This is a genomic window from Kocuria subflava (assembly GCF_012163155.1).
GTDB classification, from domain to species: Bacteria; Actinomycetota; Actinomycetes; order Actinomycetales; family Micrococcaceae; genus Kocuria; species Kocuria subflava.
Genome location: NZ_JAAVUN010000008.1, coordinates 55,669 through 73,528, shown reverse-complemented (window position 1 = coordinate 73,528; position 17,860 = coordinate 55,669). Strand labels below are relative to the sequence as shown.

Genomic DNA, 17,860 nt, shown 5'->3' with positions numbered 1-17,860 from the left:
TCCGTGTCGCGGTTAAGTTGGATCACGCAGAACGTCTGATGCGCGCGCACTCTTGGGGAATCTGTGCGCGCCCCGGCATCACAGGGGACAGGCAGAACATTCAGCGTTGCTGAGCCATGTCCGTGCACCAAACGCGACCATTGGGGGAAGCACCTTGGCTCATCAGCAGAGCCCCGGGGCGGGTCCGGGGAAGCCCGCCCGCGAAGAATGGATGGACACCGTCAAGGGTGTGGCCATCACCTTGGTGGTGTTCGGTCACAGCATCAAGATCCTGGGCGGTGAAGGATGGGAGGTGGCCAACCTCTTGAACCAGCTCAACATTGTGATCGGGCAGTGGCGAATGCCCGTGTTCATGCTGGTGGCAGGGTTTTTTGTCACCCGCTCCATGACCAAGTATGGCACGCGCTTCTGGCGGCTGCGCCCCGTCAACATGGCGTGGTTGTTCCTGTTCTGGACCGCCGTCTACTGGGTGGTTTACCCGGTGATCGGGGCGGTGGACCGCGATCGCACGGCCGGGGCCACGTTCTCCGAGATCGTCTGGCACACCGTCACCTTTCACTCGTATCTCTGGTTCCTGCTGGCCCTTGCGATCTATTACGCGCTCCAGGGCTTGTTGGGAGTCACCCCCAACAAATGGGTGGTGGCCCTGGCCGGTCTGCTCTTCCTGGTGTTCGTCCCGGGCCTGGTGGCAGACGTCAGCTGGGGGACCAATGAACTCTTCACCAACTGGGTCTTCTTCCTGGTGGGTGCATGGTGGTCCCAGGGCATCCGCACCTGGGTGGCAGGTGTGCCCACATGGCAGGGCATCCTCTGGTGCCTGGCGTTCATGGCCGCGATCCTGGTCTGGATGCCCACACGGGACATCCCCGTCCTGGAGAACTTCGGTGGAGTCCTCCCGCCTCTACTGGCCATCCCCGCGGGGCTTTTCCTGCTCTCCCGTCTGGACGGCAAACCCGGACTGCGGTGGGCGCGGCGTGTTGGGCCGCGCAGCCTGGCTGTCTACGTGCTCCACCCGCCGCTGATGCAGTTGGCAGTGGTGGCATTGACCTGGGTGGTGGCCAACCCGACGGACAGCGCCGTGTGGCCCTGGCTCCACTGGGCTGGTCCGCCCGTGTTCACAGTCCTGGCCGTGATGCTGTGCCTGGGCATCCAGCGGGCAACCGCCAACGTGCCGTACATGTGGGGCCTGCCTGCACCCAAGACCCCACCGGCCCCCAGCAGAGGACGCCACTTGTGATGTGAGGCCCTGTGAGGTCAGCAAAGCCGCGTATCGTGTGCGTCACGGCGAGCGTAGGGAGTACCACCGATGCACATTCTGATAGCCGCCATGCCGTTTTCAGGCCACGTTCTCCCGTTATTGGGCGTGGCCCACGCGCTGGTGAACCGTGGTCATTCGGTCACTTTCTACACTGGTGCCGCATTTCAGACTCACGTGAAATCTGCCGGTGGCACCTGGTTACCGTTCAACCATGCCCCGGACTTTGATCAAAAGGATCCTGACCCGGCGTTGCCAAGATGCGTTCAGGTGATGGTCTGCTGGCAATGCTGAGCAGTTTTGAGCACATCTTTTTTGGCAGCGCTGCCGGTCAGACCCAGGACATCATGGTGTTGAACAGCACCCATCCGGTGGATGCGATGGTGGCGGATGCGACGTGCATCGGACCTGGTCTGGTGTCAGAGCTCGCTGGAATTCCCTATGCATCATTTACGGCATCGCCCACAGGTCTAGGCATGGGGCGCCTTTGCACCACGGCAGCAGATCTCACCGTCAACAGGGCCTTCCGGCATTTCCACAACACAGCCCGGGCGGAGGTGGGGCTGCCTCCAACGCGGCAACTGGGCCTGGAAGGTACGTGGTCCAACCAATTGGTGTTGGCCCAAGGAGTGCCCACACTGGAAGGTCTGGAATCTGGCCAGGGTCAGGTCCTTCATTTCATCGGAGATGCGGCCCGGGGTGCAAGAAGTTTCGGGCCTACTCACGCCGATCCGGATTCCGGAGGACTTCCGGCCAACAATTCCCCGCTGATCCATGTCAGTCAGGGCACGTTGGGACGTGACGATTTTCCTTTGGGTCAGCGGGTGGTCCAGGCTTTGGCAGATTCCGATTGCAGGATTGTGGTCAGCGGGCTCAAGGACGGTGGTGAGGGGAAACCATCCGCAGCCCCCAGCGCAGGTGGTGGATCGGTGCAATATGTGAACTGGGTGGACCAAGACCTGATGTTTGAGCGCGCCGATCTGTTCGTTTCCAACGGTGGATATGGGGCGGTTTTGGCCGCTCTGGGTCACGGTGTGCCTGTCTTGGTGGTGCCAGGTGCTCAGGACAAGCCGATGGTGGCGGCCACCGTGGCGCGCGCCGGGGTGGGCCGGCGCATCCATCAGCGCAAGGCAACAATCGGCCGGATCGGGGCAACGGTCCGGTCCATGCTGGCTGACGACGGTTTGCACAACATAGTGTGTGTGGTTCAACGGGAGATGGAGGCAGCTGGCGGTGCCGATCGGGCGGCAGAGCTGGTGGAGTTTTCTGTCTCTCTCTCCTGATCATGTGCTGTGATGCCAGCAGCGCGATGCGCATGATCGGTGGTCAGGACAAACGCTCGTACTCCCGCATCAATGTCTCGGCCCGGCGCAGGCGATCTTTGGCGGCCTCAGCGCCGTGACGCCGGGCCGAGACACCGATCAAGGAGATCAACACACCTGCAGTCCGGGCGCGCAATTCAGCGGGTTCCACCAGTTCGTCAAAGATCCGGGTGTGGCGCTGCAGGATCGTTAGATGTGACCGGGCAGGGTTGTCGTCGGCCAGTGCGCACAGATGTGCCAGATAGCACGCCAGATCGTCACTGAGCCGCCCTGGTCCCACGTTGTCCAGATCCAGAACTCCCGTGATGGGCCCAAGGGCCGGATCCACCGGGTGAGGCCCCAGGATCACGTTGCCCGGGTGGAAATCGCCGTGCGTGGGGACCAGGTCTGAATCCGCCGGTGAGACACATGCGGTGTGCACTCGTTCGGCCAGGGAATGTACGCGGCGTTGTTCATCCGGTAGTGCGCCAATCGCCGAACGCGCGTGGTCCAGCACGCGGTCCGCCCAGGACGGGCGGCCCGACAGGTTCATCACCTCTGGTGGAAACCTGTCCAGAACAGCCATCAGTTGTTCGGGATCGGGGATCTCCGTATCGCGTCCACAGAAGACCTGCGCCACCGTGGGCCCGGCCACGTGGCTCAGGGCCACCGCGCCGTCACCCCTGGTTGCCAGGGGCCTGGGCACAGGAACGTTTGCCAGCGTCAGAAGGTTGTGCCTGTGTAGCAACTCGGCTTGCCTGGACGGGCGGACAACTTTGATGTAGGCCAGGTGCTGGTCGTCGTCGTGGTGACGTGTGGTGATGGCCCGTGAATTGGCCTGTGCTGGCGGCCCGGAGAACACCCGGAACACGGCCCGGCGTGTGGGGCGATAGCCCACGGGAACACTGCGAACGGGGCCGTCCCCCACAAGATCGGCGGTGGGGGCAGCGGCGGAGTGCAAACCCGGCAGCCAGGGATCTTGGGGCCACAACCAGGCGAAGAACCTCAAACCCTTCCACTGGATGGTGGTCACTTGAGCATCACGGGGCATGGGGGCCGTGGACAGACACACCATGACCTCACCCGGACGCAACCCCCGGTGCCGCGGTAACGACGACGGACGGCGGTCCACCATCACCGCGAAACAACCGGTCACACCGGCACCAGGGCGGTGGTTGAGCTGAACCAGCCGCCAGGAGCCGGTCGGCAGGGCGGAGGCCGAGGCACCAGGAACACACAACTGCGCAGCGCGGGTGACAGCGGCCAGCGCACGGTCAGCACCGGGGCCGGAGATCAACTGCACCGCTAGGGCTTCCGCCTGTTCCGATTGGGGCGACATGACCACATCATGGCACCCGCCCCTACTCTTCCCGGACGCACAATGGAGGTGGGGCGCCGATCCCGGCACCCCGGTCAGACGGACATGGAGCAACCGTGCACAGCAACGACTACCAACGGATCGTCTACACCGGCACCGGACTGGAGGCTGCAGGTGGCACAGAGCCCGGACCCACACCGCTGACGTTGCTGGAGCAATGGTGGGAAGCCGCGGTGGCGGATCCGCGGGTGACGGAACCGGCGGCGGCCACGTTGGCCACGTTCGACGTCGGGACTGGCCTGCCGGACAGCCGAGTGTTGTTGATCAAGGATTTTGACGCTCAAGGATTGCGGTTCTTCACCAACCGGGCATCGGCAAAAGGCCAGCAGTTGGAAACAACACCGGCGGCATCCATCACCATGCTGTGGCATCCCATGTTCCGCCAGGTCAGATTCCGTGGGCCGGTGGAGCAGACCTCACGCGATGAGGACCTTGCCTACTGGCAAACACGCCCCCGCGAGTCCCAGATCGGCTCCAGCTCCTCCCATCAGTCACAGCCCGTGGAATCGAGGGAACAGGTGGCTCAGAATTTCCAAAAGGTTGAACGTGCCCACCCGGACGGTGAGGTGCCGTTGCCGACCACGTGGGGCGGGTACCGGTTGCGTCCCGTTGAGGTCGAGTTCTGGGTGGGGATGCCGGCGCGCCTCCATGACCGTGTCCAGTGGAGCGCGGATCGGCCGCTGCCCATGGATTCCAACCACGGATGGAGCGTGCAGCGACTGCAGCCGTGATCTGGGGCTACTGTTGATCGTGACATCACCGTTTACGGCTGAGATGACACCCCGTTGCGTGTCATCTCGGCAGTAAACGGTGATCTCGCCGGTGAAATATTTCGGCTGCACGCTGCTGGATGTTCGAACTGAAACAGCGCGGGAGTAGTCTGCGGGCACTCTCCAGCGCACCGGCTCAACGCCGGGCATTTCAGAAAGGGGTTGGTTCATGGCCAAGCTCGACACCACGGCTGTTGCCACCATTGAGGGTGGACACGAAGGCGGGGACCTCAAACGGGTCATCGGACCCAAGTTGTTGTTGCTGCTGATCATGGGCGACATCATCGGCGCCGGCATTTTTGCCATCACAGGCCGGGTGGCCGGTCAGGTGGGAGGCGTGGCCTGGCTGCCGTTCCTGCTGGCCTTTGTGATTGCCACCCTCACGGCGTTTTCCTACCTGGAACTGGTGACCAAGTATCCGTTTGCCGCAGGCGCTGCATTGTATGCGCACAAGGCTTTCGGAATTCACTTCATCACCTTCATTGTGGCGTTCACCGTGGCCTGTTCGGGCATCACCAGTGCGGCCACCTCCTCAACCCTGGTGGGCAAGAACCTACTGATCGGGATCGGCCAGTTCTGGGAGGGTGTGCCATCAGGTCCCAACGCCTCCATGTTCGCGGCCATGGTGATTGTGGTGATCCTGGCGCTGATCAACCTGCGTGGCGTGGGGGAGAGCGTGAAGTTCAACGTGGTCCTCACCGTGGTCACCTTGGCAGTCATGGCCGTGATCATCGCCATCGGTGCCATGGCGATCGCCAACGGACAAGGCGATGCCAGCCGCCTGGTGGTGTTTGAAACCCCGCAGGACCGCAGCATCTTCACCGCCGTGACCATGGCAACCGCCATCGCGTTTTTTGCCATGGTGGGATTCGAAGACTCCGTGAACCTGGTGGAGGAGACCAAGAACCCGCAGAAGATCTTCCCCAAGATCATGCTGACCGGACTTGGCCTGTGCGCCATCATCTACATGCTGGTGGCGGCCACGGTGATCATGGTGGTCCCCGCAGGAGACATCGCCAACCCCAAGAACCCCGACGCCGGCATCCTCCTGGACGTGGTGCGCATTGGTGCCCCGGGTATTCCGGTGGATGCGATCTTCCCGTTCCTGACCGTGTTTGCCGTGGTCAACACCGCACTGATCAACATGCTCATGGCAAGCCGCCTGCTCTACGGCATGGCCAAGCAGGGCGTGCTGCCCAAGGCACTGGGCCATGTTCTGCCCAAGCGCCGCTCCCCGTGGGTGGCCATCCTGTTCAGCACCCTGCTGGCGTTGGGGTTGATCGCCTACGTCAACCAGAACTCTGAAAGCGGGATTGTGGCCGCCCTGGGCAGCACCACCGCTTTGCTGTTGCTGTGCGTGTTTGCCGTGGTCAACGTGGCCGTGCTGATTCTGCGCCGTGATCCCACCCCGGAAGACGGCTTCCGCACACCCACTGTCCTGCCCATCCTGGGCGCCCTGTTCTCCCTGTTCCTGGTGGGGCCCTGGGCACGTTCCCGTGCGGAATGGCTGCAGTACGAGATCGCAGGGGCCCTGCTGGCCATCGGCATCCTGCTGTGGGTGGTGGCCTGGGTGGCCAACCTGCTGCGCTCGCCGGAGAAGGAAGAGGTGGAGGAGATCTCCCGCTTCTGAGGTGTGAACTTCCCATATGAGATCACCGGTGGGTGATGAGATGACCGCATCGTTGGGCTCAACAATGGTGGGGTCCTCCCGGTCCACCACCGTGATGACGCCAGGCTTTTCCATGATGACTCCGCGCACGGCAGACTCCTTCAACGAGCGGATGTTTCCGTGATCATCCAACCCCAAGTCGCAGCCGGGTGGGAGGTGCTGTTTCTACCCCCTTGGCCGACGCAACCTTATGTATGCGTGGAGACAGCGCCATATGAGGCCTGTCTCCACGCATGCATAAGGTTGCGTCTCACAATTGTTCGGAGAGCTCCAACCAGCGTTCCTCGAGCTCGGTGTTCTCCCGCTCCAGTGCGTGCAACTCGGCCGTCAGGGCACCCAGGCCTTCAAAGTCCGACTGGTCGTGGTCTGCCATCTCCTGATGTTTGTCCTGGATCAGCCCAGAGAGCTTCTCCATCCGGCGTTCCACGGCCCCGACTTCCTTCTGAGCGGCACGGGCTTGCGCCCCACTCAATCGCGGGCCGTCGTCGGCAGTGGAAGCAGCCTCAGTGGGCGAGGAGGCGTCAGCTGACAACGGGTTGGACGCCGCAGCACCGGTATCGGCTGCGGCAGCCAATTTCAGGTACTCGTCCACACCGCCTGGCAGATGCCGGAATCCTCCGTTGAGTACGGCGTACTGCTGGTCCGTGATGCGCTCCAACAGATAACGGTCGTGGGAAACCACCAACAAAGTGCCGGGCCAGGTGTCCAGCAGGTCTTCCATGGCGGCCAGCATGTCCGTGTCCAGATCGTTGGTAGGCTCGTCCAGGACCAGCACGTTGGGTTCATCCAGCAGGATCAGCAGCAGCTGCAGGCGGCGCTTCTGACCGCCGGAGAGTTCCCGCACCGGCGTGGACAACTGGGCGCTGGTGAAGCCCAGGCGTTCCAGCAGCTGACCTGGCGTCATCTCCTTGCCATCGGCCACGTAGGAGGTCTTCTTGCGCCCGATCACATCAGAAACGCGGTCATCTGCAACCTCATCCAGTTCCCGCAACTGCTGGGTCAACACGGCCACCTTGACGGTCTTGCCACGCACCACTCGCCCGGTGGTGGGCTCCAACTCGCCGGTGACAAGGTGCAGCAATGTGGACTTGCCGGCCCCGTTGCGGCCCAGGATCCCGGTGCGTTCACCCGGGCCGATCCGCCAGGTGATCTTCCGCAGGACTTCGCGTGGTTCGGTCGAGGCCACAGATTCGTCGTCGGCGGAAAACCCAGCGGCAGCGCCGTCGTAGGTCACTCCCACGTCCTCCAGGTCCACCACCCGCTTGCCCAGGCGGGAGACCGCCATGCGGGACAGTTCCACGGTGTCACGCGGGGGAGGGACGTCCGCAATGAGCTCATTGGCGGCGTCAATGCGGAACTTGGGCTTGGAGGTCCGGGCCGGCGCGCCCCTGCGCAGCCAGGCCAGCTCCTTCTTCATCAGGTTCTGACGCTTGGCCTCGGCCACAGCGGCCTGCCGGTCACGTTCCACCCGCTGCAGCACGTATGCCGCGTATCCGCCTTCGAATGGCTCCACGATGCGGTCGTGGACCTCCCACGTGGAGGTGGAGATTTCGTCCAGGAACCAACGGTCGTGGGTGACCACCAGCAAACCGCCCTGATTGCGCGGCCACCTGTTGTTCAGGTGCTGGGCCAGCCAGGCGATGCCCTCAACATCCAGGTGGTTGGTGGGTTCGTCCAGGAACAACACGTCCCAGTCCTGGGTCAGCAGCCCGGCCAGCGCGGTACGGCGGCGCTGACCGCCGGAGAGTTCACCCACGCGCGCGTTCCAGTCCAGATCGGCCACCAGCCCGCCAATGACGTCGCGGACCTTGGCGTCCCCGGCCCACTCGTGTTCTTCCCGATTCCCGACGACGGCCTGCCCGACCGTCAGCGCCGGATCCAGGACGTCGGCCTGGTCCAGCATGCCGATGCGGGTTCCGGAGCGGGAGGTCACCCGTCCGGAGTCAGGTTGTAGGCGCCCTGCAAGGATTTTCATGAGCGTGGATTTGCCGTCACCGTTGCGGCCCACAATTCCTATGCGGTCACCGCCGTCGATCCCCACGGTCACGCCCTCCAGCACGGTGCGGGTGGGGAAGGACAGGGAGAGGTTTTCGCCGTTCAACAAATGAGCCACCGCACCAGCCTACGGACTCGGCAGTCTTCCTGCGCCCGGGCGGGTGAGTTCTGCCGTTTCGGGGGCCTCCCGGAGACCCAAGATCACACCTGCGGCAGGAGGGAGCGGGGTGGTGGCCAAATGATAGGGTTGCTCACCGTGCACGTGGTGCACCGCCGTGGAAATCCAGGTGCTCTTCCGGTGGATCCAAGGTTGATCCGGGTGGATGACTCCAGGTCACGGCGCTCCGCCTTGGTGTAACGGCAGCACCCCGGCCTTTGGAGCCGTGGAGTCTAGGTTCGAATCCTAGAGGCGGAACTCATCGACACCAGTCGATGCCCTCCACTCGATCAACGCACTGTGCCCGTGACGTCCAACAAGTGAACGCCGCAGACACCGCGAGGGCCGGTCCATCCCAGGAGTTTTGGCACTGTGAGCACTTCCGAGACCACCTTTGCAGCAACCGAACCGGCCGCAGTGATTGTCCTGGCTGCAGGTCAGGGCACTCGCATGAAGTCCAAGTTGCCCAAGATCATGCATGACATCGGTGGACGTTCCATGGTGGGCCACTCCTTGGCCGCCTCCCGCACCCTGGAGCCACAACGTCTGGTGGTGGTGGTCCGCCATGACCGCGACCGTGTTGCCCAGCACGTTCTGGATTTTGACCCTCAAGCCCTGATCGCTGACCAGTCGGATCTTCCCGGGACCGGTTCGGCAGTGCTGGCCGGCCTGCAGAAGTTGGATGAGAAGGCGCCCCTGGAGGGCACCGTGGTGGTCACCTACGGCGATGTCCCGCTGTTGACCGCTGAGACTCTGCGCAAGCTGGTCACCCACCACGATTCCCATGACAACGCCGTGACGGTGTTGACGGCCCTGCACCCGGCACCGGAGAAGTACGGCCGCATCCTGCGCGACGACGCCGGGAACTTCCTGGACATCCGAGAGTTCAAGGACGCCACGGAGGAAGAACGTGCCGTCACGGAGATCAACTCCGGAATCTTTGCCTTTGACGCAGGCGTGCTGCGCGATGCCCTGGCCCAGGTGGACACCAACAACGCCCAGGGGGAGATGTACCTGACGGACGTGCCCAAGTTGGCCCGTGCCCAGGGTGGCACCGTGGATGCCTTGGTCATGGATGACCACATGGAGGTGGAAGGCGCCAATGACCGCGTCCAGCTCTCCGAGCTCGGCGCCTACTTGCGTCAGCGCACCGCTGAGATGCACATGCGCAACGGCGTGACCATTGTGGACCCTGCCACCACGTGGATCGGCACGGATGTTGCCATTGCACGGGATGCCGTGATCCACCCCAACACCCAGCTGCACGGCGTGACCTCGATCGGTGAGGACGCCGTCGTGGGACCGGACACCACGCTCACGGATGTTCGCGTGGGTCCCGGCGCCACGGTGGTGCGCACCCACGGTTTGCAATCAAGCATTGGGGAGGGCGCCTCCGTGGGCCCGTTCGCCTACCTGCGTCCGGGGACGGAACTGGGCGCCAAGGGCAAGATCGGTGCCTATGTTGAAACCAAGAACGCCCAGATCGGTACCGGTTCCAAGATCCCGCACCTGTCCTACGTGGGGGATGCCACCATCGGTGAGCACTCCAACATTGGTGCCGCCAGCGTGTTCGTCAACTACGACGGCGTGAACAAGCACCCGACTACCATTGGAAACCACGTACGCATGGGTTCGGACAACATGTACGTGGCACCGGTGACCGTGGGAGACGGCGCTTATTCAGGGGCTTCCACCACGGTCCGCAAGGACGTTCCCGCAGGGGCCTTGGCCTTGACGGAGGGGCGCCAGGTGATCGTGGAGAACTGGGTGGTGGACAACCGGCCAGGAACTGCCGCCGCTGAAGCAGCGCAGGCAGCCGGCACCCAGGCGGACACGCACCACACGGACTGAACCCACAACTTCATCAGACCCACCAGCAGTAACCACCGATTAGGAACGCTTCAGAAAGCGAGTCACGATGACCGGGATCCTCAACTCAGGTGCCAATCGATTGGTGTTGCTCTCAGGGCGGGCCCACCTGCAGCTGGCCGAAGACGTGGCCGCTGAGCTGGGCACGGAACTGGTGCCCACGGATGCGTACGATTTTGCCAACGGTGAGACCTACGTTCGCTTTGGTGAGTCCGTTCGTGGCGCAGACGCCTTCCTGATCCAGTCCCACCCGGCCCCCATCAACCAGTGGATGATGGAGCAGCTGCTGATGCTGGATGCTCTCAAGCGGGCCTCCGCCCAGTCCATCACCGTGGTGTCTCCGTTCTACCCCTACGCCCGTCAGGACAAGAAGCACCGTGGCCGTGAGCCGATTTCGGCCCGCCTGATGGCTGATCTCTACAAGACCGCTGGTGCCGACCGTTTGATGTCCGTGGACCTGCACACCGCCCAGATCCAGGGTTTCTTTGACGGGCCCGTGGATCACCTGATGGCCATCCCGATCCTGGCCGAGCACGTCCAGAGCCTGGTGGGCGACGACGCCGTCACCGTGGTTTCCCCGGACACCGGCCGTGTGCGTGTGGCTGAGATGTGGGCAGAGCTGCTGGGCCACACCCCTCTGGCCTTCGTGCACAAGACCCGTGACATCACCCGCCCCAACCAGGCTGAGTCCAAGGAAGTGGTGGGCCAGGTCAAGGGCCGTACCTGCGTGCTGATCGACGACATGATCGACACCGCCGGGACCATCGCGGGAGCTGTGAAGGTCTTGCGGGAACACGGCGCCAAGGACGTCATCATCGCCGCCACCCACGCGGTGTTCTCCGACCCCGCCGTGGAGCGTCTGTCCAACTGCGGTGCCCGCGCCGTGGTGGTCACGGACACTTTGCCCGTGTCGGAGGAGCACCGGTTCGAGGACCTTCACGTGCTCTCCATCGCGCCTCTGTTGGCACGCGCCATCCAGGAAGTGTTCGAGGACGGTTCGGTCACCAGCTTGTTCAACGGTCACTCCTGACCGCATGAACTGTGCAGCAAACCCGGAGCCTCGGCTTCAGCGGTGACTGACCACAACGTGTGCGGCCCGTGCCCCGTCAAGGGACACGGGCCGCACACGTTTCTGGCGGGGCAGCAATCAGCTGGAGTAGCGCTGGATGAAGGCCGCCGTGGCGTCTCGGTTGGTGGTCTGGGTGGGGCGGTAGGTGCCGTCAGACCAGCCTTTGGCCACACCGGTTGTTTCCATCCAGGTGATGGCCTGGGCGTGCGGTTGATCTGCGCTCACATCCGCGAACGACGACGCCGAACCCACGGCGGGCGATCCTGCCATGCGGTAGAACAAGGCCGCCGTGGCATCTCGCGTGATGTCAGCGTTGGGTCGGAACGTTCCATCCGACCAACCCGTGAGCAGACCCCGGGAGTTGGCCCAGGTGATCTCCTTGTAGAAAGGGTGGTTCACGGCCACGTCCGAGTACGGGGACTGTGCCGGAGCGGTGAAGGCGGGTGAACCTGCCATGCGGTAGGCCACGGCCGCCATGGCGTCACGATCGATGGCCTGGTGCGGGCGGAACGTGCCATCCGGCCAGCCGGTGAGCAGCCCCTTGGACTTGACCCAGCTGATCGCTGATGCGTGCTGCTGGTTGCCGGCCACGTCAGCGAAAGGACCGGCCACTGCCTGCGGCGTCACGGCCGTCTGCTGGGGGCTCGGTGCGGCGGCGGGTGCTGCCGCCGGTGCCGGGGTGCCGGTCACGGAAGTGCGGGTGTCGGAGGGCTGACCACCGTTGGCGTAGCCGCCGCCGTTGACCACGGAGACGATTCGCCAGGGCTGGCGGGTGTTGGTCAGGCTGCCGTCGGCAAGAGTCACTCCAATGCCCACCACGGTCACCTTGGGGTCCAGAAGCACGGCGTTGTGCGACGGAGAGTTCTTCCACCAGGTCACCAGGGCCACCGGGTTCACGCTGTATTCCAGGGCGGTGATTTCCCGCATGGTGGTGGCCCCACGGAATCGGGAATCGCGCAGGAAGTTGTTGGAGTGGTTGTAGTTCTCCTCCCGTACCGCCCGGTTGGATTCGTCCTGGGAGATCCCGGTGAGCGTGGGTGAGTACTTGACCGGCGCCAACCCGCGGGAGCTGCGGTACTTGTTGATTTCATTCAGGATGGTCTGCCGATGCCCGTCCAGGGTGGACTGGGAAGCGTTGACAATGTCCTGCTGGGCCGCGTGAGCGGGGGTGGTCAGAGCCATGGGAACTGCCGTGACGGCAGCCGCGGCCAGAGCGGCTCCGGCCAGAAGATGTCGGGTTTTACGCATGAGGCATGGGTCCTTTCAGGCACAGGTTGGACTCAACCCTGGAGGGGAAGGCCGCTGTGGCGTCCTGGGCTGCAACCGGAAAGATGTTGTGAATGGGGTGTGACTGCGGTGGTGCCTGCCCATGGGTTTCGGCAGGCACCACCGGGTTGGGGTGAATGGGTCTCAGCGGTTGTGGGGCAGGGCTCCTATCGGGAATACCGGTAGAGGAAGGCAGCCATGGCGTCACGGTTGGTGGTGGTCACGGGACGGTAGGTGCCGTCCGCCCAGCCGGTGGTGACACCGCGATCAGCAAGCCAATGGATCTCTCGGTAGAACTGTTGCCCGGGCTGCACATCCCGGAACCGGGACGCCGCAGGCGCGGTGTAGGCCGGGCGACCGGCCATCCGGTAGAGCAGTGCTGCCGTGGCATCTCGGGTGATGTTGGCATTGGGTCTGAATGAGCCGTCGTTCCAGCCCGTGAGCAGGCCGCGGGAACGGGCCCAGGTGATCTCCTTGTAGAAGGGGTGGGAGGTGGAAACATCCGTGTAGGGAGATCGAGCGGGCGGCGTGTAGGCCGGGGAACCTGCCATGCGGTAGGCAACAGCAGCCATGGCATCGCGGTCAATGGGCTGGGTGGGCCGGAACGTTGCATCGGGCCACCCGTTGAGCAGGCCGCGGTCGCGGGCCCAGGTGATTTCCCGGGCGAACTGGTTGGTGGCTGCGACGTCGCTGAACGGGCCAGCCGCGGTTGCCGGCGTGCGCCCACCCAGGGGCTTGTAGTTGGCGTTGGTGGCCAGGTCCTGCAGCTGGGCCCAGGAACCACCGAACACATTGGAGTCACCGGAGAACGGGCCCGTCTCCGAGTACTGCCAGATGTCGTAGGTGTTCCACCCGTTGGGCATCCGCCCCGGGGAGGTGGTCCATCGAGCAATGTGCAACGGGTGATCGTTGAACACCTGCGTGTTGCCGGTGCACTGGATCCACCAGTCCGTGGTGGTGTAGATGGCGGGCACGCGACCGGTGCGCTGCTTGTAGCGGTCGGAGAAATCCTTGATCCAGCTGCGCATTTCTGCCTGGGTCAGGTTGTAGCAGATGTTCCCGTAGGCCGGGTACGGGTTGTACTCGATGTCCAGCAGCCCGGGCAGCGTCCGCCCGTCAGCGGACCAGCCACCACCGTTGTTCACAAAATAATCGGCCTGGGCAGCGCCGGAGGAGGTCCTGGTGGGAATCGCAAAGTGATAAGCGCCGCGGATCATTCCCACCTGATAGGAGCCGATGTACTGGCTGTTGAAGGTGGGGGAGCGGTAACTGGTGCCTTCCGTGGCCTTGATGTAGGCGAACCGGGCACCCATGGCGTACTCGCTGCTCCAGTTCACAGCAGGCTGCCAACCGGAGACGTCCATGCCTTGGATCCCGGCAGGCTGCCAGGCGCCGTTGACCTGAACCAGGGACATGGCACCGGCGGGACTCATGGCGCTGGAGAACGACGCCGCGCCATCCTCCCGCGTGGCACCGGGCTGCGCGGAGGATCCGGGCGTCTCAGATGCGCCACCGGTGCTCTGCTCGATCTCCTTCATGGATCGCTCAGAGTCCGGGGACAGATGAGCGGCTGCATCCACGCTCTTCTGATACATGCCCATGGTTGCTCCGGGTGTGTCGTCGCCGGTGGTGGGAGCCTGATCCGGCAGGTGCGGGGCATCGTAGGAGGCCACGGCGTCGGCGTCGTAGGAAACCACGTCCCCGTCGGTGAGCGTCAATTCGCCCTGGGGAGTGCCTTCCTGGGTGGTGTGTTCATTGACCACGGAGGGCACCGGTTTTTCGGCGGCCCACGTGGGGGAGACCGCCGCCAAACCGGTGACGATCAGTGACAGAGATGCGGTCAGGGACAGTGTTGCGGTGGCCGCGGCACGGGGAATGCGCGGCTTGGTGCGGGACAGGTTCACGCTGTTGCCTATCGTCGGGGGGACATCCGGCCCATGGGGGAGGGGAAGCGCAGGCCGAACCGAAGAGAGTATAACGTGACCGTTTTGTTATAGAGCCAAGGTCATGGCTGGTCAGTAGGCGCCGGACGGTGCAAAGACCGCCTTGACGGTGCGCAGCAGGATCAGCACGTCCTCCAGAACGGACCAGTTCTCCACGTAGTAGAGGTCCAGGCGGACGGACTGGTCCCAGTCCAGATCCGAGCGGCCGGAAACCTGCCACAGCCCGGTGATGCCCGGCTTCACACGAAGGCGGCGGTGAACGTAGTCCTCGTACTTGTCCACCTCGGATTCAAGCGGCGGACGGGGACCCACCAGGGACATCTCTCCCTTGAGCACGTTCACGAACTGCGGCAGCTCATCCAGGCTGTAACGGCGCAGCACCTTGCCAGGCTTGGTCACACGGGGATCGTCCTTCATCTTGAACAGGACATCCCCTTGGGATTCGTTGGCGGCCAGAAGAGCGGCTTTGCGTTCCTCGGCATCCGTGTACATGGAGCGGAACTTCAGCATCTTGAACCGGCTACCGTCCAGGCCCACACGTTCCTGGCCGAAGAACACCGGGCCACGGTCATGGGCCTTGACCATGGCCGCCACCACCAGCATGACCGGGGAGAGGATCAGCAGAGCTGCCAGCGCACCCGCCACGTCCATGCCGCGCTTGAGCAGGCGCCGGGACCAGGACATCCGCGGAGTGGACACATGGATCAGGGGCAGCCCGGCCAGCTGCTGGGTGTGGATGCGCGGACCTGCCACATCGGTCAGGCCGGTGTTGAGGATCAGACGAATGCGCGCATCCGCCAGGTACCAGCTGAGGTGGCGAATCTCCGCCGAGCTCAGTGGAGAGTTGTTGGTCAGCACCAGCGCCTGGACGCGGTTGCGGTGAGCCGCCTCCAGGATTCCGGCCACGGTGGGGCGTTCTCCCTGGGACAGTGCGTTGCGCACGTCCACGGTGGCCAACTTTTCCGGGATGGGCTGCTTGCCGACGGGGTAGTAGGCCACCACCGGTGCCAGGCCGGCCTCGACGTGGTCTTGGAGGGACTGCACGGTTTCCAGCGCGCCGCGTTGGCGCCCCACCACCATGGTGCGTGACATTCCGGAGCGCCGGCGGCGCCGCCCGTGGAGCAAGTAGGTCCGCAGGCACCAGCGCCCCAGGATGAGCAGCACCAGGCCTGCGGGCAAGGCGATGAGCACGTACCCGCGGGCAAACGGCAGGGACAGGGCAAAGGAGAAGATGGCCACTGCGCTGAAGAAGATCAACACCGCAGAGGAGACCTCCCGGGACTCTTCCATGCCGTAGCCGATCAGCCGGACCGCGCGCGTTCCGCGCAGTTCCAACCAGGTCCACCACAGGACAGCCAACAAGATGCCCACGAACCAGTAGCTGACGTACACGCCACCCCAGACCAGATCGCTTCCGCCGCGGATGCCGTCCGCGCCGAATCGGCCCAGTTGTGCCATGAGAACGGTGGCCGCAATGGCCACGGCGTCAGTGATCCGCATGGACCACACGTACCGGGAGCGCCAGTCATCGCTTCCGCCACCGGCCGCAGGGCGCACGGCGGGGGTTTTCCCCGGGATGCGCTCTGTGCTCATGGCGGTGCCGGAGGCCGAGGTGGAGGTTGACCCGGAGCGGGTGGGTGCCTGACCGTCCGTGGAGCGGCGAATCACCTCCACGGGGCCGGTGCTGGGCTGTACCGGTGAGCCGTCCCCGTTGATGGGTAGCTGCGCCGGCGCCGGGCCGCGGGCGTGGCTGCGATCGCCACCGGGACCGTTGCGCTTGCCGGCATGAGCATCATGGTGCGGACTCATGCCGTCCACCGATGAGTCGGTGACACTGGCCATCACTTCTTCCTCCCCCTCAAGAAGAACCACAGAACGTTGGCGCTGGATTTCAGCGCACACCAGAAGCGACGACGGCGAACACCTGCGACCGCGGGGCGGGTGCCCCTCCCCAGATTCAGCCCATGGAGCGCGGCAGTGCACCGTGGTCAATCAGCTGCCGTTCCCCAAGAACGACGACGGTTCCCACGTGTCACCGCGAGGACCGACCTTGTTGCAGACGACGACTTCTGTTGGTCATCCAGCCTCTGGACGTGCCGCGGAGATCCCCATCACTCGTCACCACGTTGAGGTGCTTTCAGACGTCTCCATCCTAAGAGGTGGGTTCGCTTTCAGGCGTCCCCAGATGTGTCCAAATCATCTAATTCTTGGGATGGTGGTGTGAATCACAGCATGTCAGGGGCACTTCACGCCCTGCGTGCTAGTATTTCCCGGTTGCCGAGGCGAGGGGATCGCAGGTGCGTGTGCATCAGCGTCCCGTGATCGACGAGGCTGGTTCGAATCTGCTGAGGATTCCGTCAGGAACAGGCCCGCGTGGGCTGTGACGTCGGAATCATCTGAACGATGATGAGCCGGTCGCCTGTGGCCGGCGCAACGTACGTGAAGAACATGCCTGATCCATCAGGTACCCAGCACAACCCGTGAGGAGTCGAACCAGCATGGTTGACGTCATTCGCATTCCCGGTGAAGTCCGCACCGATTTCGGCAAGGGCTACGCCCGCCGCATCCGCGCCAACGACCAGATCCCCGCCGTGATCTACGGTCACGGCCACGATCCCATCCACGTGTCCCTGCCGGGCCACGAGATGATGTTGGTTGCCCGTAACGCCAACGCCGTGATTGAGGTCCTGGCCGACGGTGAGCACCTGTGCATGCTCAAGGACATCCAGCGTCACCCGATCCGCCCGGAGATCCTCCACATCGACCTCCTGACCGTCAAGCGCGGCGAAAAGGTTGAGGTGGACGTGCCCCTGGTTGTCACCGGCGAGGTGGCTCCCGGCACCATGTACAACCAGGAAGAGTCCACCGTGACCGTCCTGGTGGATGCCCTCAAGGTCCCCGAGCAGTTCGAGCTCTCCGTGGAGGGTCGCGAACCCGAGCAGCACCTCTACGCCTCCGACATCAACCTGCCTTCCGGCGTCGAGCTGGTCACCGATGCAGAGATGCTGGTGGTCAACGTGGCCGAGCCCATCGAGCAGGACCTGGGCGAAGAGCCCGAGGCCGAGGGCGAAGAAGCCGAAGGTGAAGAGGGCGAGGCCGCTGAGGCCGAGGCTTCCGAGGAGTCCTCGGACGACGAGTGATTCTTTGCAGATGGCGGCCTGACCGTCATCTTGCCACGGACGGCACCC

At 64.0% G+C, this 17,860-nt stretch carries 12 protein-coding genes and 1 tRNA gene; 8 read left to right on the top strand and 5 right to left on the bottom strand.

All coding sequences use genetic code 11. From position 1 onward, the window contains the following. The first annotated feature begins 211 nt into the window (after positions 1-211). Both GTW58_RS05705 and GTW58_RS05695 read left to right on the top strand, forming a co-directional pair. A complete protein-coding gene (locus GTW58_RS05705; protein WP_119932069.1) occupies positions 212-1,237 on the top strand; it encodes an acyltransferase family protein in 1,026 nt (341 codons plus the stop codon). A 278-nt stretch (positions 1,238-1,515) separates the two neighbouring features. Further along, a complete protein-coding gene (locus GTW58_RS05695) occupies positions 1,516-2,538 on the top strand; it encodes a glycosyltransferase (protein WP_119932068.1) in 1,023 nt (340 codons plus the stop codon). Between the two features lie 43 nt (positions 2,539-2,581). Here GTW58_RS05695 and GTW58_RS05690 read toward each other — a convergent pair whose 3' ends face one another. Next, entirely contained in the window at positions 2,582-3,895 is a 1,314-nt protein-coding gene (locus tag GTW58_RS05690) for a phosphotransferase (protein ID WP_119932067.1), read from the bottom strand. Between the two features lie 95 nt (positions 3,896-3,990). Here GTW58_RS05690 and pdxH point away from each other — a divergent pair, with 95 nt between their 5' ends. Then, positions 3,991-4,665, top strand: a complete 675-nt coding sequence (gene pdxH / locus GTW58_RS05685) for a pyridoxamine 5'-phosphate oxidase (RefSeq protein ID WP_157980404.1) — start codon at positions 3,991-3,993, stop codon at positions 4,663-4,665. 208 nt (positions 4,666-4,873) lie between these two features. Beyond that, entirely contained in the window at positions 4,874-6,334 is a 1,461-nt protein-coding gene (locus GTW58_RS05680) for an APC family permease (RefSeq protein ID WP_047688298.1), read from the top strand. A gap of 289 nt (positions 6,335-6,623) precedes the next feature. On the opposite strand, the gene GTW58_RS05675 is transcribed toward GTW58_RS05680, so the two are convergent. After that, positions 6,624-8,486 (bottom strand): ABC-F family ATP-binding cassette domain-containing protein, encoded by a 1,863-nt coding sequence (locus GTW58_RS05675; protein WP_119932065.1) that lies wholly within the window; start codon positions 8,484-8,486, stop codon positions 6,624-6,626. A 225-nt stretch (positions 8,487-8,711) separates the two neighbouring features. Between GTW58_RS05675 and GTW58_RS05670 the strand changes: the two genes are divergently transcribed. The 3 genes from GTW58_RS05670 (at position 8,712) to GTW58_RS05660 (ending at position 11,424) form a co-directional block, all read left to right on the top strand. Next, positions 8,712-8,783 (top strand) — tRNA-Gln (locus GTW58_RS05670). A 192-nt stretch (positions 8,784-8,975) separates the two neighbouring features. Then, entirely contained in the window at positions 8,976-10,376 is a 1,401-nt protein-coding gene (gene glmU, locus GTW58_RS05665) for a bifunctional UDP-N-acetylglucosamine diphosphorylase/glucosamine-1-phosphate N-acetyltransferase GlmU (RefSeq protein ID WP_232817906.1), read from the top strand. A gap of 67 nt (positions 10,377-10,443) precedes the next feature. After that, on the top strand, positions 10,444-11,424 hold the full coding sequence (locus tag GTW58_RS05660) for a ribose-phosphate diphosphokinase (protein WP_119932063.1): 981 nt from the start codon (positions 10,444-10,446) through the stop codon (positions 11,422-11,424). A 117-nt stretch (positions 11,425-11,541) separates the two neighbouring features. Here the strand turns inward: GTW58_RS05660 and GTW58_RS05655 are convergent, their stop codons facing one another. The 3 genes from GTW58_RS05655 to GTW58_RS05645 all read right to left on the bottom strand — a co-directional run bounded on the left by GTW58_RS05655 (position 11,542) and on the right by GTW58_RS05645 (position 16,514). Next, positions 11,542-12,711, bottom strand: coding sequence for a CAP and S-layer homology domain-containing protein (locus GTW58_RS05655; protein ID WP_119932062.1), 1,170 nt, complete (start codon positions 12,709-12,711; stop codon positions 11,542-11,544). Positions 12,712-12,896: 185 nt separating this feature from the next. After that, on the bottom strand, positions 12,897-14,633 hold the full coding sequence (locus GTW58_RS14560) for a GH25 family lysozyme (RefSeq protein ID WP_052209531.1): 1,737 nt from the start codon (positions 14,631-14,633) through the stop codon (positions 12,897-12,899). 111 nt (positions 14,634-14,744) lie between these two features. Then, positions 14,745-16,514, bottom strand: coding sequence for a sugar transferase (locus tag GTW58_RS05645; RefSeq protein ID WP_232817897.1), 1,770 nt, complete (start codon positions 16,512-16,514; stop codon positions 14,745-14,747). A 656-nt stretch (positions 16,515-17,170) separates the two neighbouring features. Here GTW58_RS05645 and GTW58_RS05640 point away from each other — a divergent pair. After that, positions 17,171-17,812 carry a 50S ribosomal protein L25/general stress protein Ctc gene (locus GTW58_RS05640; protein WP_119932061.1) on the top strand — a complete coding sequence of 214 codons (642 nt, stop codon included), beginning with the start codon at positions 17,171-17,173 and terminating at the stop codon, positions 17,810-17,812. The last annotated feature ends 48 nt before the right edge of the window (positions 17,813-17,860 follow it).